Source organism: Streptomyces sp. NPDC051963 (assembly GCF_044593495.1).
In the GTDB taxonomy this organism is placed as follows: domain Bacteria; phylum Actinomycetota; class Actinomycetes; order Streptomycetales; family Streptomycetaceae; genus Streptomyces.
The window spans coordinates 59,681-75,050 of sequence record NZ_JBIUCC010000005.1; the positions used below are offsets into that span (position 1 = coordinate 59,681).

Annotated in this window: 8 protein-coding genes; 3 read left to right on the forward strand and 5 right to left on the reverse strand. The window is 71.5% G+C overall.

The features are described 5' to 3' along the window. Positions 1-3: 3 nt before the first annotated feature. Positions 4-1,806 (reverse strand): beta-ketoacyl synthase N-terminal-like domain-containing protein, encoded by a 1,803-nt coding sequence (locus ACIHFB_RS21030; protein WP_400127586.1) that lies wholly within the window; start codon positions 1,804-1,806, stop codon positions 4-6. Positions 1,807-1,990: 184 nt separating this feature from the next. Between ACIHFB_RS21030 and ACIHFB_RS21035 the strand changes: the two genes are divergently transcribed. Further along, on the forward strand, positions 1,991-3,223 hold the full coding sequence (locus ACIHFB_RS21035; protein ID WP_400127587.1) for a cytochrome P450: 1,233 nt from the start codon (positions 1,991-1,993) through the stop codon (positions 3,221-3,223). Positions 3,224-3,226: 3 nt separating this feature from the next. Here the strand turns inward: ACIHFB_RS21035 and ACIHFB_RS21040 are convergent, their stop codons facing one another. Beyond that, positions 3,227-5,185 carry a carboxyl transferase domain-containing protein gene (locus ACIHFB_RS21040; RefSeq protein ID WP_400127588.1) on the reverse strand — a complete coding sequence of 653 codons (1,959 nt, stop codon included), beginning with the start codon at positions 5,183-5,185 and terminating at the stop codon, positions 3,227-3,229. 916 nt (positions 5,186-6,101) lie between these two features. On the opposite strand from ACIHFB_RS21040, the gene ACIHFB_RS21045 reads away from it, so the two are divergent. Beyond that, the gene (locus ACIHFB_RS21045; protein ID WP_400127589.1) at positions 6,102-7,439 is read left to right on the forward strand and encodes a hypothetical protein; all 1,338 of its coding nucleotides are present in this window, start codon (positions 6,102-6,104) and stop codon (positions 7,437-7,439) included. 535 nt (positions 7,440-7,974) lie between these two features. Then, complete coding sequence (locus ACIHFB_RS21050) at positions 7,975-8,844, forward strand: HAD-IIB family hydrolase (RefSeq protein WP_365271546.1); 870 nt, start codon at positions 7,975-7,977, stop codon at positions 8,842-8,844. Positions 8,845-8,917: 73 nt separating this feature from the next. On the opposite strand, the gene ACIHFB_RS21055 is transcribed toward ACIHFB_RS21050, so the two are convergent. The 3 genes from ACIHFB_RS21055 to cydD form a co-directional block, all read right to left on the reverse strand. Then, a complete protein-coding gene (locus tag ACIHFB_RS21055) occupies positions 8,918-9,967 on the reverse strand; it encodes a M23 family metallopeptidase (RefSeq protein ID WP_400127590.1) in 1,050 nt (349 codons plus the stop codon). Between the two features lie 90 nt (positions 9,968-10,057). Further along, a complete protein-coding gene (locus ACIHFB_RS21060) occupies positions 10,058-11,740 on the reverse strand; it encodes a GAF domain-containing protein (RefSeq protein WP_400127591.1) in 1,683 nt (560 codons plus the stop codon). 138 nt (positions 11,741-11,878) lie between these two features. After that, entirely contained in the window at positions 11,879-15,370 is a 3,492-nt protein-coding gene (cydD, locus tag ACIHFB_RS21065; protein WP_400127592.1) for a thiol reductant ABC exporter subunit CydD, read from the reverse strand.

The window sequence follows — 15,370 nt, forward strand, 5'->3', positions numbered from 1 at the left end:
TGATCAGTGGGTGACGGCGTGCGGTGCGGTGGTCGGGGTGCGGGGTGCCGGGCCGTTGGCGTCGAACCAGTGCGCGCGGCGCTGGAACGGGTAGCCGGGCAGGTCGGGGCAGCTCGGCTGCGGGTCGGGCCAGTGCTTGGCCCAGTCGACGGACAGTCCGTCGAGCCAGTCGCCGGCGGTGTGGGCCATGTCCGCGGGCAGAGGTCCGAGCGCGCCCTTGTGGTCCGCGTCCACCACGTGCTCGTGCGTCTGCTCCGCCGCCACCGCCGCGAGGGCCCCGGTCAGCTCGGCCAGGTCGGCGGCCACGAGAACCCGTCGTTCCCGTAGCGTCGCCCGGCCGGTCTGGGCCGTCCACGCGAGGGAGTTCAGGTCAGGCGGCTGCGGCCCGCCCAGCGTCCGTAGCAGGCGGGTGGCCAGGGCGGACAGGCCGGCTCGGTTCATGGCGGACAGGGGGACGGCCATCGGAGCGGAACATGTTGCCGCCGTTGTACCGGGCGTGACCTCGGGTGCGTCCTCGATGACGGCGTGCGCCAGCGCACCGCCCACACCGAAGGAGTTGACCCCGATACGGCGTACCGCCGCACCGCGGGGCCAGGTGACCGGGTGGTCGGCGAGCGCGACCGGCATGTCGCCGAACGGCAGGTCGGGGTCGGGCCGGTTCAGACCCGCGATCGGCGGGATGAGCCCGTGCCGCAGGATGAGCACGGCCTTGACGACGCCGAGCAGCCCCGCGGCGGCCTCCAGGTGCCCGATGTTCGACTTGATCGAGCCGATCCACATCTTCCCGTCGGGCCCGGCCGCTTGGGTGCGGGGCGTCGCGAGCGTCGTGCGAAGGGCGTCGGTCACGGCCGTCGCCTCGGCGAGATCGCCTCCCGTGCCGGTTCCGTGGGCCTCGATGTAGCCGACGGAGGAGAGCGGAATTCCGGCGGTGCGGGCCGTCCGCAGGAACAGCTGGGTCTGGGCCGGGGCGTCGCTTCCGGTCAGCCCGCCGGCCCTGCCGTTGTGTGCGACGCCGATACCGCGGATCACCGCGTGCACCGGGTCGCCGTCCCGCTCTGCGTCGGCCAGCCGCTTGAGAAGGAGGCAGGCGCCGCCCTCGCCCCGGTTGTATCCGTCACGTCGCGTGCTGAAGGGGACGGATTCTCCGGTCGGGGAGAGCGCGCCCGCCTGGTAGGCACTGCTGGTGTAGAAGCCGTTGCAGGTGATGTTGGCGGCCATCACGGCGGCCAGGGAGAACTCCCCGCCGCGCAGCCCCTGCACGGCCGGAGCCAGCACCGAGAGGCCGGAAGAACAGGCGGAGTCGATGGCGTAGCTCGGGCCGGTCCAGTCGAACTGGTAGGAGATCTGGTTGGCCGTGAACGTGATCAGTGTGCCCGGGAACGCGGCGCTGTCCACGACGTCCGCCTGGATCATGCGCTCCCGGTAGTCGGCCATGGGGGCCGCGGCGAACACCGCCACGGGCGAGCCGCGCAGCCGTTCCGGTGCGATGGCCGCGTTCTCCAAGGCGTGCCAGGTCAGCTCCAGGAGCATGCGCTGATGCGGGTCCATCCACGCAGCCATACGCCGCGAGATGCCGAAGAAGGCCGCGTCGAAGCCGGTGGCGTCATCAAGGAGTGCCGCCTGCAGGGGCTGAGCCTCAACGGGCCCCGCGTCGACGGCCGGCACCCGCTGCTCCGGCACCGGGCCGATGAGCCGCCGCTCGCCGCGCAGCAACTGCCACAGAGCCTCCGCGTCATCGGCCCCGGCCGTTCGGCAGGACATCCCGATGACGGCGATGGGTTCGGGGACTTGCGGCTCGGGATTCACACGGGCCTCCTTGTGACGTTCGGGCTTCGCCACGCTAAGGACGCCCTGTGACAGGCCGGTGACAGCGATCCCCGCCGCCGGACGAGGCATATGCCGGCTGTCACCGGGCCGTCACCCCGGCCGCGCAAGCTGGCTGTCCGCGGCCGGGGCGGACCCCGGTATCCGTCTGCATGCTGGAGGAGCGGTGCCGGACAAGCCGTCGAAGGCCAGGACCCTGAACCAGTACCTCGACCCGTATCCGTACTTCGGAAGGCTGCGGGAGGCCGGCCGCGTGCTCCGGATCCAGACGGCCTTCGCGGGTGAGGGCTGGCTGATCACGCGCCACGAGGACGCCCAGCGCCTCGCCGGAGACCCACGGCTGAGTGTGGACGACCGCCACGCCGGTCCCGAACTACGGTGCCGTCTGGCCCAGTTCAAGTTCCGGTTCACCGACTGCCTGCCCGAGACCATGGTCATCATGGACCCGCCGGAGCACACGCGGCTGCGTCGGATGGTGGCCAGGGAGTTCACCCCCCGCCGGGTGGCCGCCCTCACCCCCTACATCGAGGAGACGGTCCGCAAGCTGCTGGCCCCGCTTCCGCCGGACGAGACGACCGACCTGGTGCCCGTCCTGGCGGAACCGCTGCCGACCATGGTGATCTGCCGACTCCTGGGACTGAGCGAACAGGACGCCATGCACCTGCGCCCCTTCGTCTCCTCGCTGGCCGAACTGCCGGTGGACCCGGAGGCGGCGGCCCGGGTGGAAGAGGCTCGCGACGCGGTGTGGACGTATCTCGCCCACATGATCGAGGAGAAGCGGCGCAAGCCCGACGAAGGGCTGCTCAGTGCCCTGATCTCCGCCCACGACGACGAGGACCGGCTCACCGACACCGAACTGACCTCGATGGCCGGGGTGTTGTTCGCCGGGGGCGCCGAGACCACCACCCAGATGATCGGCTCCGGTCTGCTGCTGCTCCTGCGCCACCCCGAGCAGCTGGCCCGTCTCGTCGACTCGCCCGCGCTCGTCCCTTCGGCGGTCGACGAACTGCTGAGGTTCGAGAGTCCCGTGACGCTCGGGCTCATCCGCTACGCGGCCGAGGACATCACCATCGCCGACGTGACCATTCCCCGAGGCGATCTCGTCTTCGTCGGGGTCGCCTCCGCCAACCACGACCCCCACCGCTTCCCCGAGCCCGAACACCTGGACGTCGCACGCCGGGACAACCCCCATCTGGCCTTCGGGCACGGCCCGCACTACTGCCTGGGCGCACCCCTGGCCAGGCTCGAACTGCAAGTGGTCCTCTCCGCACTCCTCCAGCACCATCCGCACATGGAACTGGGCTGCCGTCCCGAAGACGTGCCCTGGCGGCCCTCGGCCCTGCGCGGACCGGTGTCACTTCCCGTACGGCTCGGCCCGCGAGTGGCTTCGGCCCGGTGAAGATCAGGCACCCATGCTCCGGCACCGGCAGGTGCCGAGGAGCGTACTGACCACCGCTCGGGTGGCCTGGGGAGCGACGATGCCGTCCAGTGCCCCATCCGCGAGGTCGGTCTGGGCACGCGGCCACGCGTACACGGCGTCCGCACCGGACTCCCGCGCCCCCATGACCATCCGGGACCAGCCTTTCGCCCAGCCCACGATCACGGTGATCCGCGGCACCTGAGCGCCGAGGAAGGCGCGCAGCAGCTCCGAACCCGTCGCTTGCAGCAAGGATCCGGTGCCGGGGAGCTGCGGGGTGTCGACCAGAACCAGCAAGGGGATGTTCCACAACGCGCAGAGGTCGACCATCCGCGTCCCCTTGCTCACCGCCTGCGCAGTGAGCGCGCCGTCGCCCACCGCAGGGTTGTTCGCGATGACGCCGACCCGCCTGCCCCCGACACGGGCCAGACCCGTGAGGAGACTTGGACCGACTTCGGCCATGAGCTCGAGCCAGGTTCCCGAGTCGGCGATGCCGGTGACGACGCCAGGCATGTCGAGGGGCGCCCCGTAGCTCGTGAAGCGTTCGATCGCGGTATGCGGCGGTACGGCGGGAGCGCAGTGCTGGGTCAGGTAGTCGAGCAGGTCCCTTGCGCTCGCCGCCGCTTCGGCCGGGCTCCTCACCTTGATCTCGGCCGTCGGGTGCCCGCCGGTTCCCGCCGGCAGGTCCGGCGGTACGAGGATGCACGCATCCCCCAGTGCAGCTGTGCCGGGGGCCTTCACCAACGTGTCGTCGAAGGAGATCAGCACCCGGGGAACCGCACCTCGCAGTTGCACGAGGGACCGCAGCAGCGTCACCTGGTGAGCGGTCTCGGAACCGACGTCAGGGCGGCGGCCGGGTTCTCCGACGAGCAGGGCCACGGGCAGGCAGGCCCTTCGCGCATACTCCAACGTCCGCAAGACGCCGTGAACATTTGGGGGGCGATGAGCGTTCGCACCGCGGACCACGGCAACCGGGAATCCTCCGACGTTGTAGACGCCTGCTGAAGTGATCGGACCGGGACGGGCAGAAGCCGGCGCTCCGGGAACCTGCGATGGCGCGGGACTGCCGAGCCACACAGGTGATTCACGATCGACCAGCAGCTCCAGCAGCCTGCTTGAGGACAGATCCTGTCGGCCACGGTTGCCGGGGCGGGCGGGTTGCGTGGACCGGGTCACCCGGTTGCCGGGCCGCGACGCCGACTGTTCGGGAACGCGCCACGAGCGTTGCCGCGGCATCGTGCGTGAGCCGCCACCGAGATCATCACTCAGCGCTCCGTGGATGCGCTCCTCCACCCGCTGGGCTTCACGCGATCTGCCTGACCGGGACAGTGCCGTGGCCAGGAGGCGGGCTATGGACTCGTCGTAGGGATTTTCCAGGAGCAGGTCCTCCAGCTCCGTGGCCGCCTGCGCGCACTGCCCGAGGGCCAGGCGGGCCGAGGCCAACCGCTCGGCCGCCTCACGTCGAGCCGCCTCCAGCCGGGTGGCCAGGCGGCTGCCCCCCAGGCCCGTCGACGTGCCCTCGAGTACCGGGCCCCGCCACAGGCTCAGAGCGGGTTCGAGGATCTCAACAGCAGAGTCGGCGTCCGTGCCTGCCAGGGTCCGCGCACGCGTCAGCTCGGCCAGAAACTGCCCGGCATCCGACTCCAGGGACGAGACTTTGAGGGCGTATCCCGTGGCCCTGGTCAGCAGGCGCTCCACGCCGGGCCCTTCGGGTTCCCACTGCCGCAACGCCCGGCGGAGGCGTGATACATGGGCATGCACAGCCCTCAACGGCTGGCGCGGGATGTCCTCACCGTACAGCGCGTCCGCGAGCCGGTCCGTGGAGACGACCGCGGAGTCCGCGGCGAGCAACTCCGTGACGAGCGTGGCCTGAAAGCCCCGTAGATAGGCGACCGTTCCGTCCGACCGCTCCACACCCAGCGAGCCCAGCACCAGCACTCTCACGGCGCACCCGTCCAAGCCCTCGGCCGCCTCCCCCGAGGCGCATCTGCCCCCGGCGCCGTCTCGGCCTCCGCCGTCATGCCGCTGCACCAGACCTTCAGGGCCAGCATCACAGTGGTGGCCGCCGGCTCTTCCGGGGCGGTCGGCGCATGAGGGCCATGGTGGCCGGATCGGGTGGGCGGCTGCGGCCGGGGCCGCCCGTTCGGGGCATCGCGGTCGGTCACTCCGGTCGGCACGGGAACGGCCGGAGGCATTGCAGCGGGGTCGGGACCGGTCTGGGGCGTCGAGGCCGCGCCGGAGTCGTCGGGCCACTGAGGAGACATCGTCACCGTGATCCCTCCACACGGAGATAGTGGAAAGGAGGGCCGGAGTCGGCAGACGCGACGGCCCCGTCGTACAGAGCTCGGACCGGCATGTCCCCAATGCTGGTTCCGTATACCACGACAGCACCCTCGGAGCGGTGCCGTACAGGGGACAAGGCTGTGGTGATGACTCACTGTGTGCAATGTTGTGAACAAGTGAAGGAAGACGGTGGTCGGCCGGAGTGACTTTCGGCCGTCATCGGTCCGACTTCCGAGTCCAGCCGGCGCCGGGGCGGTGGAAATGTGCGCATCGCGTCCGGCTGATTCTGTCTCTTCACGATCGGCTTGTGCCGAAGTGAAGTGGCTTCGGGATCGTCTCCAAAGCAACCGGCAAGCAGATGATGGGGGTTCTTCCGGCGTCGTGGCAACCCCGTGCCCGTGGCTGGATCTCGCCCTCCTGCCACCCTTCCCTGTCTTCTCGTGCAGCGTCTTGTGGGTATGCACTGTTTGGCACCGCCGCCGACCGGGGCCGTCAACTGGCCGCTGCGGTGAGTGCGGGACACAGCGGATTCTCGGGTGCTTGTGGAATCACAGGTGCCACTCGGCAGGAGGATCGGATGTCCCGCATGCCCAACGTGCGGTTGGCGCTGCTGCTGGAAGCGGTCGGCTGGGGCCCCAGCCGATTCGCGCGTGCGCTGCGCAAGCTGGCGGACGAGCGCGGCCTGCCCGTGTCCTGTCACCCCACCACGGTGCGGCGCTGGCTGGAGGGCACTCAGCCCCGGCCTGTCGTTGCCGCACTGATTCTGGAATGTCTCTCCGATCAGCTGGGCCAGCGCATCACGGCACAGGAGGCCGGGCTCACCCGTGCACCCGCCACTGTCGTGGACCCTTCCTGGGAGGCCGACCCGGTGCACAAACTCATCCAGCTCACCCGGAGCGAACTCGACCCGGACCGACGCATCCTGCTCGGGACGGGCGCCATCAGTCTGGCCGCGCCCCTGCCCCCCGACGGGGTGGCCCTTCCTCGCCCTCCTCTGTTACAGGCCCACCCATCGCGTCTCCGCCGGCGGCCAGAGCCGACGGAAGCCGACCAGATGCGCGCCATGGCTTCGGTCTTCGCCGCCATGGCCGACCAGTACGGCGGTCAACGTGTGCGCGCGGCGCTGGCCGCCTACCTCGCACACGACGTCACCCCCCTGTTGCGGGCAGGCGGTTCCGACCGCGTCCAACGCGACATCCTGTCGGCGACCGCGCAGTTGAGTCTGCTGCTCGGCAACACTTGCGCCGACAGCGACCACCAGACGGCTGCTCAGCACTACCACCAGATCGCCGTCCGCCTCGCCGCCGAGGCGGACGACCACACCGTCCTCGCCATCGCGTTGCGCACCATGGCCACCCATGCCCACGACCTGGGCAATCACTCACCGGCCGTCCTCAACCTCGCCGAGCAGGCCGTCCACCACGCCCGGCATGCCACGCCTGTCACCCATGCCTATGCCAGGGCCCAACTGGCAGTACTGCAGGCCCACCACGACCGTCACGCCGCAATGAGGGCGTACGCACTGGCCGAACGGCTCCACAGCCGGGGCGGCACCACTCCGGGACCCTTCACCGCGTACCCACCCGGGGCCCTCTTGTTCCAGCGCGCGCACATGCTGGCCACGCTCGGCGACCTGGGTGGCACCGTCGCCGCCCTGACCACCTCACTGAGGCTGCGCACTCCGGCCGAACGACGAGCCGCCACGCTCACCCGGGCCCGTCTGGCCGAATCGCTCCTGCGCCTCGGTCATCTCGACCAGGCCCTCACGCACTGGCACGGCTTCCTGGAGGCCTTCCCCACCCTCCACTCCGCTCAGGCCGCCCGTCGACTGGGTGCCATGCGACAGCTCCTCCGGCCCCACCTGCGCCACCGCCCGGCCGCCGATCTCCTCGCCCAGGTCGACGGCCTCGCCTGACGCGCCCACGACGGCCACGTCGGCATCCGACCGAGGGGCGTCGGCGCCGCAGGATGCGTCCTGGGCGTCCGGCAGCGGGCGCCGTGCGGGAAGGCTCGTGCCGAGCACGGCATCAAAAGGATCTTGCACGGGTGAAATGGTGCGGCGTCGGAGACGCCATGCATCCCACTTGCGCCGGAAGCGCTCGAACATTCACGCCACCGGCCCTGCATACGGCCCCGATCGGCGTTTTCGGGCCGCTGAATCGCCCGGTTCGAATGGCGACCACGGACTGTCCCGGGTCGGGCGGAGACAGGGGGCCACGGCGAGCTTCCGCTCATCTGCCGATGAGCCGCCTCTACGACATCCCGGGCGGACGGATCACGCTCGGCGCCGGCGGCATCGCTCGACGCGTTCGTGGACTTCGCGGGACGGCACCTGGACTGGCCTCAGCAAGATCGTGATCCATGAGGAAGAGACTGCAGGTGAGAGCCGTCACCACTCACATGTGCGGAGTCCCGCACGACCGTGCGGGCATGTGCGGGAGAATGGCCGGGTGACCTCAGCGACTCGACAGCCCGAGACCCCGGCGCCCACTGTCCCGCCGCGACTGATCGCGACCGACCTCGACGGCACCTTGCTGCGCGACGACAAGTCGGTCTCCTCGCGTACGGTCGCCGCCCTGGCCGCCGCCGAGGAGGCGGGCATCGAGGTCTTCTTCGTCACCGGCCGCCCGGCCCGCTGGATGGACGTCGTCAGCGACCACGTCCACGGGCACGGCCTGGCGATCTGCGGAAACGGCGCCGCGGTCGTCGACCTGCACGGCGGCCCCGGCACCCACCGCTTCGTGAAGGTGCGGGAGCTGGCGCGGCGCAATGCGCTGGACGCCGTACGACTGCTGCGTGAGGCGGCGCCCGGCACGGTGTACGCGGTCGAGCAGACCTACGGCTTCCACCAGGAGCCGGACTACCCGAAGCTGCACATGGAGGTCCCGGACAACCTCGCGCCGGCCGAGCGGCTGCTGGCAGCGGACGCTCCCGGTGCCGACGAGCCGGTCCTCAAGATCCTCGCGTACCACCCCGAGATCGATCCCGACGCCTTCCTCACCCTCGCCCGTCTCGCGGTCGGCGACCGTGCCAATGTCACCCGGTCCAGCCCCAGCGCCCTGCTGGAGCTCAGCGGCCCGGGTGTCTCCAAGGCCAGCACGCTCGCCCTGTGCTGTGCCGAGCGCGGTATCTCGCACGAGGAAGTGGTCGCCTTCGGCGACATGCCGAACGACGTCGAGATGCTCACCTGGGCCGGCCAGTCGTACGCGATGGGCAACGCACACCCGGATGTGATCGCGGCCGCGTCGGGGCGGACGGTCGCCAACAACGAGGACGGGGTGGCGATAGTGATCGAGCGCATGCTGGCGGAGCGGGTGTAACGGGCGCCGTCCTGGAGCACGCCTCTTACCCGAGCCCGCTCACGGCCGGAGCCGGTCCCTCACCCGTACCCGGTCACAGCTGGACCCCACGCTCCGCCAGCCACGGCACCGGATCCACCGACGACCCCAGCTCCGGTGTGACCCGCACCTCGAAGTGCAGATGGGGGCCGGTGGAGTTGCCGGTGCTGCCGGACTGGCCGATCCACTGCCCTGGGGACACCCGCTCGCCCTGGTCGACGGCGACGGAGGCGAGGTGCCCGTACTGCGAGTAGTAGCCGCCGGGGTGCTCGATCACGAGCTGGATGCCGAAGGCACCGCCGCACGACACCTCGACGACGCGTCCGGTGCCGACCGACCGGACCGGCGTGCCGATCGGCACCGCGAAGTCCTGACCGGTGTGCGCGTTCGCCCATCGCTCGCCGCCACTGCCGAAGCTCGCGGACAGCTCGTACGTCTCCACCGGCACGACCCACGCGCCCGCGGCATTGCTCTGCTGCTGCTCGAGACGCACGGCACCGGCGCAGCTGCCCGCCGCGACCGACGCATCCGCCTGGCCCTGCAACCGCCACCGGGCCTCTTCCAGCTTCTGCTCGATGTCCTTCTTCAGGGCGGCGAGTTCGACGTTCCGCCGCTCCAGCGCCTGCCAGGCCGCCGCTGCCTTGGCCTCGTCCGCGGCCAGCCGCGCCGCGGCCCGCCGGCTCTTGTCGATGGCGTTGTCGACGGCCAGACCGGCTCGCGAGAAGACATGCTGAGTGCGCATCAGTTCTTCCGGGCTGTCCGCGAGGATCAGCTGCGCGGTGAGCGGCATCCCGCCGCCGCTGCGGTACTGGGCGCGCGCGATACGGCCCAGGTCCTCGTGCATCACGGCGATCTCCCGCCGCCGGTGGTCGAGAAGTGCCTCGTGCCGCTCGGCCTTCGCCCGCTGCACCTCGGCCTCCTGCCGTCCCGCCTCGTACTGCCGCGTCGCCACCGCCGCGTCCTGGTACAGCCGCGCCACCTGGGCACTGATGCCGGGTCCGTCGCCCGAGACGTTGTCCGCGGCCTCGGTGGGGCGGGCCACGAGGACGGCCAATGCGCACAGCAGCACCGGAACCAGGAGTGGACGGCGGCGAGGTGAGCGCATGTCAGCGATCGTGGCCCGGTGCCGGTGCTCCGGTCCTGTTCAAGTCGTACGCATGGGGGACTTGTTGCTGCGGACGGGTCACACCGGCTCTCAGCGGGGCGCTTCCCACACCACGGTCGTACCGCCGCCGTTCTCCCCGATGCCCGGCCCGTGCCGGCTGTCGCCGCCCAGGGATTCGGCGCGCCGCTTGAGGTTCCTCAGTCCGCTGCGCCGACCGTTCTCCGGGATGCCGACGCCGTCGTCCGCGGCGCTGAGCCGCACGCCCGGTGAGCCGTCCGGCAGTGTCACGGTCGCGTCGACGACGACATCGATGCGGGTGGCTCCGGCGTGCCGGAAGGCGTTGGAGAGGGTCTCCCGCAGGGCGGCGATGAGGTTCTTGCCGGTGTGGTCGCCGACCACGGTGTCGACCGGCCCGACGAAGCGGTGCGAGGGCTTGAAGCCGAGCGGTACGGCCGCCATGTTGATCTCCCGCAGCACGCGCGTGCGCAGGCCCGACGGGGCCTCGGTGGGACTCTGCCGGAGGGCGAAGATCGCGGCACGGATCTCCTGGATGGTGACGTCGAGTTCGTCGACCGCCTTGCCCACGCCCTCATGCACCTCGGGCACGAGCGACCGGCGCTGTGCGCCGTGCAGCATCGTGCCGGTGGCGAACAGCCGCCGGATGACGAGGTCGTGCAGATCGCGGGCGATCCGATCGCGGTCCTCGTACACCGCGAGCCGCTCCCGGTCGCGCTGCGCCTCGGCCATCATCAGCGCGAGCGCGGCCTGCGAGGCGAACTGGACCGCGAGAGTGCGCTCCGTCTCGGTGAACGGCCGCTCCCCACGCGCGCGTGGCGTGACGAGGGACCCCAGGACGCGGCCGTGGCTCTGGAGCGGCAGCAGCATGGCCGGGCCATAGCCATGGATGAGTGAGGTGGCCGTGCGGGGGTCGGTGGACGCGTCGTCGACGAACACGGCCTGTCCCGCGAGGAGTTCGGCCACGATCTCGCTCTCCGGCGGTACGACCGTCCCCAGCTCGTTCGACGGCCGGTCCGAGGCCACCGCGACGATCTCCAGACCGCCCTCGTCTGCGGGCAGCAGCACGATCGCGGCCGCCGATCCGGACAGCCGGCGCGCCTGTTCCGCGACGACCTGGAGGGCGTCGTCGGCGCCGCCGGACAGCAGCGCCGTGGTGACGGCCACCGAACCGTCGATCCAGCGCTCCCGCTGCCGGGCAGCCTCGTACAGCCGGGCCTTGCCGATGGCGATACCGGCCTCCGTGGCGAGCACCTGGACCATGCCCAGGTCGTAGTCGCTGAACGGCCCGCCTCCGCGCTTCTCGGTCAGATACAGATTCCCGAAGATCTCCCCCTGGACTCGGATCGGGACGCCGAGGAAGCCGCGCATCGGTGGATGGTGCGCGGGAAATCCGCACGATCGCGGGTCCTCGGTCAGATCCGGGAGCCGCACGGGTTCGGGGTCGCGGATCAGGGCACCCAGCAGCCCCTGGTGCCCGTCGGGCAGTCGCCCGATCCGCCGGGCGGTCCCTTCGTCGACCCCGTGGTGGACGAAGTCGGCGAGCCCGCGCCTGTACTCGTCGACGACTCCGATGGCCGCGTACCGGGCGTCCGTCAGGGCGGCGGCGGTCTCACAGATCCGGTCCAGCGTGGGATGCAGCTCCAGCCCGCTGCCGACGGACCGCATGGCCTCCAGCAACTGGGGCACCCTCGCGGCCAGCTCCGTGGACTCCCCCTGCGGGGGCGGCAGGGGACCGGGCATCGATGCGGTGGGCATGCCCCGAGAGTAATTTGCCCTATTTATTACGGAAAGCCGGGTGAAGCGGCATGCCGCCGAGTGGGGCCGACGAAGTCCCGTGCGGTTCGGCAGCCCGCGCGGTTCGGCAGCACGGGCGGGGCTGTATCCATGTGCGGCTCAGCCCACGCCGACCAGCACCTCCGACTCCGCCTCCCGCTCCGCCATCCGCCGCAGCGGCCCGTCCACGAGGACCAGCTCCGCGTAGGTGCCCCGCTGCGCCACGCGCCCCTCCTCCAGCACGATCACCTCGTCCACCGTCTCGAGACCGGCCAACCGGTGGGTGATGAGCAGCGTCGTACGACCCTCGGTGGCGGCCAGCAGATCGGTGGTGAGCGCGTCCGCCGTCGGCAGGTCGAGATGCTCGGCGGGCTCGTCGAGCACCAGGACGGGGAAGTCGGCGAGGAGCGCGCGGGCCAGCGCGAGCCGCTGGCGTTGCCCGCCGGACAGCCGCGCCCCGTGCTCGCCGACCAGGGTGTCGAGCCCGTCGGGCAGGCTCTCGGCCCAGTCCAGCAGCCGGGCGCGCCCCAGGGCGTCGCGCAGCTCGTCCTCGCCGGCGTCCTTCCTCGCGAGCAGCAGGTTCTCCCGCACCGAGCTGTCGAAGAGGTGCGCGTCCTGGGCACACAGCCCGACGAACCGCCGTACGTCGTCGCCGTCCAGCGCGCCCGCATCCACACCGCCCAGCGTGTACGAGCCCGCATCCGCGTCCAGGAAGCGCAGCAGCACCTGTGCGAGCGTCGTCTTGCCGGACCCGGACGGGCCGACCACGGCGATCCGGCGGCCCTCCGCCAGCGTCAGGTCGAGGCCGGCGAGAGCGTCCCGCTCCTGGCCCGCGTACCGGGCGGCCAGGCCCTTGAGAACGACCGGGAACGGCGACACGGGAGCCTGCCGGGGCCGCTCCGGCTCCCGTACCGGCTCGGGCGCGTCCAGCACGTCGTACACGCGCTCCGCGCTCTTGCGCACCCGCTGCCGGAACTGCACGGCGAGCGGCATGCCGAGTACGGCCTCGAAAGCGGCCAGCGGGGTGAGGACGACGACGGCCATCGCAACGCCGCTGAGCCGGCCGTCCGCGACCGCCTGGGCGCCCGTGAGGGCGGTGGCGGCGACGGTCAGGCCGGAGACGAGCGCGGTGAGCCCGTCGCCGAGCGCGGTGGCGGTCGCGGCACGCGAGGCGATCCGGGTGAGTGTGCCGTCGGCCCGCCGGGCCTCGGCGGTACGTGCGGGCAGCGCGCCGGCGACGGTCAACTCGGCGGTGCCGGTGAGCAGATCGGCCACGCGGGTCGCCAGCACTCCTCGCGCGGGGGCCAGCCTGCGCTCCGCGCGCCGGGCGACGGCTCCGGTGAGCAGCGGCACACCGGCACCGGCCACCAGCAGCCCCACGGCGAGCACGGCGCCGGCCTCGGGCAGCAGCCAGGCCGTGAATCCGACCGAGGCGGCGGACACGACCACGGCGGCACCGGCGGGCAGCAGCCAGCGCAGCCAGTAGTCCTGGAGGGCGTCCACGTCGGAGACGAGCCGCGACAGCAGGTCGCCCCGTCGGGTCCGGCGCAGCCCGGCGGGCGCCAGCCGCTCCAGCCGCCGGTACACGGCGACCCGCGTATCGGCCAGCATCCGCAGCACGGCGTCGTGCGACACCAGCCGCTCGGCATACCGGAAGACGGCGCGCCCGATCCCGAAGGCCCGCGTCGCCGTGACAGCCACCATCAGATAGAGCACCGGCGGCTGCTGCGAGGCCCTCGAGATGAGCCACCCGGACGTCGCCATGAGCCCGACGGCGCTCCCGAGGGCCAGACTCCCCAGGAGGAGGGCAAGCGCGAGACGTCCACGTTGGTCGCGGGCCATGGCGCGGATGCGGGAGAGCGAGCCGCCCGCGGTCGTCGAGACCTCCGTGTGCGGCTCGGCTGCGGGGTTGTCCGCCTCCGCTTCCTCGATACGGGCGGCCGCCGATCCCTTGGACATGACCTCCACGGGCGCGTCCGCTGCGGCCTCTTCCAGCCGCACCACCCGATCCGCGACACCCAGCAACGCCGGCCGATGCACGACCAGCAGCACCGTCCGGCCCACCGCCAGTCGTCGGACAGCCTCCACGACCTCGCCCTCGGTCTCCCCGTCCAGCGCGGCCGTCGGCTCGTCGAGCAACAGCACGGGCCGGTCCGCGAGGAAGGCCCGGGCGAGCGCGAGCCGCTGCCGCTGTCCGGCGGACAGTCCGGCCCCGTCCTCGCCGAGCACGCTGCCGACGCCCTGGGGCAGTGCGTCCACGAACTCCAGCGCCCCCGCGTCCCGGAGCGCCTGCCGTACGTCGGTGTCGTCCGCGTCGGGACGCGCCAGACGTACGTTCTCCGCGATCGTCCCGGCGTACAGATGAGGCCGCTGCGGCACCCAGGCGATCCGCGACCGCCACTGCTCCAGGTCGACCTCGGTGAGATCGACTCCCCCGAGCGACACGCGCCCCTCGGCGGGCCGTACGAACCCCAGCAGGGTGTGCAGCAGCGTCGACTTGCCCGCGCCGCTCGGCCCGACGAGGGCGACCGTCTCCCCGGGCTCGACGGCGAACGACACCTCGGACACGGCGTCCGCGGACCGCCCGGGGTACCGGACCGTGACGCCTTCGAAGCGAAGCGCCCCGGTCGGCACGGCAGCGGTTCCCGATGCCGGCACCGGCGTCTGAAGCACCGCAAAGATCTCCTCGGCGGCCGAGAGCCCCTCGGCCGCCGCGTGGTACTGCGCCCCCACCTGCCGTAGCGGCAGATACGCCTCGGGCGCGAGAACAAGGATGACCAGGCCGATGTAGAGGTCCATCTCGCCATGGACGAGCCGCATACCGATGGTCACCGCCACCAGGGCCACCGAGATCGTGGCGAGCAACTCCAGCGCGAAGGAGGAGAGGAAGGCGATCCGCAGGGTGCGCATGGTCGCCTGTCGGTACTCGTCGGTGATGCGACGGATCGAGTCGGCCTGCGCCTTGGCCCGACCGAAGACCTTGAGGGTGGGCAGCCCCGCGACGACATCCAGGAAGTGCCCGGACAGCCGGGACAGCAGCCGCCACTGGCGGTCCATCCGGGACTGTGTGGCCCATCCGATGAGCATCATGAAGATCGGGATGAGGGGCAGGGTGCCGACGATGATCACGGCAGAGACCCAGTCCTCGGTCACGATCCGGGCCAGCACGGCTACCGGGACGACGACCGCCAGCCCCAACTGCGGCAGATAGCGCGAGAAGTAGTCGTCGAGGGCATCGACTCCACGTGTGGCGAGGGCGACCAGCGATCCGGTCCGCTGATCGCTCAGCCAGCCCGGACCCAGCGACCCGGCCCGCTCCAGCAACCGTCCACGCAGCTCCGACTTCACCGCGGCGCTGGCCCGGTGGGCTGCGAGTTCGGTGAGCCAGGCGACAGTGGCACGCCCGACTGCAACGGCAGCCAACAGCAGCAGGGGAGTGCCGAGTTCACCGACCGACAGCCCGTGCTGGAACGCACCGACCACCACCTCGGCGATCAGCATCGCCTGGGCGATGACCAGCACTGCTCCGACAACACCCAGGCCCACAACGGCCAGCAGGAAGAGCCGGGTGGCGCGGGCGTACCGGAGCAGTCGCGGGTCGATCGGTTTCAC

Excerpts from the sequence above, each read along its gene's own strand:
- ACIHFB_RS21060 (WP_400127591.1), bottom strand. The coding sequence starts at position 11,740 with ATGCCCACCGCATCGATGCCCGGTCCCCTGCCGCCCCCGCAGGGGGAG.
- ACIHFB_RS21045 (WP_400127589.1), top strand. The coding sequence starts at position 6,102 with ATGTCCCGCATGCCCAACGTGCGGTTGGCGCTGCTGCTGGAAGCGGTC.
- ACIHFB_RS21055 (WP_400127590.1), bottom strand. The coding sequence starts at position 9,967 with ATGCGCTCACCTCGCCGCCGTCCACTCCTGGTTCCGGTGCTGCTGTGC.